Source organism: Methylobacterium sp. WL18, from assembly GCF_008040015.1.
In the GTDB taxonomy this organism is placed as follows: domain Bacteria; phylum Pseudomonadota; class Alphaproteobacteria; order Rhizobiales; family Beijerinckiaceae; genus Methylobacterium; species Methylobacterium mesophilicum.
In genome coordinates this window covers 1-486 of sequence record NZ_VRVD01001308.1, presented here as the reverse complement: position 1 = coordinate 486, position 486 = coordinate 1, and the positions used below count along the sequence as shown (strand labels likewise).

Annotated in this window: 1 protein-coding gene; it reads left to right on the top strand. The window is 76.3% G+C overall.

The window, feature by feature from the left end:
- Positions 1 to 15: 15 nt before the first annotated feature.
- A partial coding sequence (locus FV228_RS32465) for an ATP-binding cassette domain-containing protein (RefSeq protein WP_147858032.1) occupies positions 16 to 486 on the top strand: 471 nt, incomplete at its 3' end.

The window sequence follows — 486 nt, the reverse complement described above, 5'->3', positions numbered from 1 at the left end:
GCCGACGCGGGCTCGCTGCCGCCGCCGACCCATCAGCCGGCGCCAACCGCCGGCCGCGGCATCGCCGTGACCGCCCGCGATCTCCGAAAGAGCTTCGACGGCCACGCCGTCATCGAGGGACTCGACCTGTACCTGCCGGCCGGCGGGTTCACGGCCGTGGTCGGGCGCTCCGGCTGCGGCAAGAGCACCCTGCTGCGCCTGATCCTGGGGCTCGAGGCGCCGACGGGCGGCCGGATCCTGCTGGAGGGCCCCGAGACCGGCCCGCGCCGGAGCGATCCGCCCAAGCGGATCATGTTCCAGGAGCCGCGGCTGCTGCCCTGGGCCCGGGTGGTGGACAACGTCACGGTCGGCCTATCGGGCCAGGGCTCCCGGGCCGAGCGCCGGGACAAGGCGTTCGCGGCCCTAGCCGAGGTCGGCCTCGCCGAGAAGGCGGGGCAGTGGCCCGCGACCCTGTCGGGCGGCCAACGCCAGCGCGTCGCGCTGGCC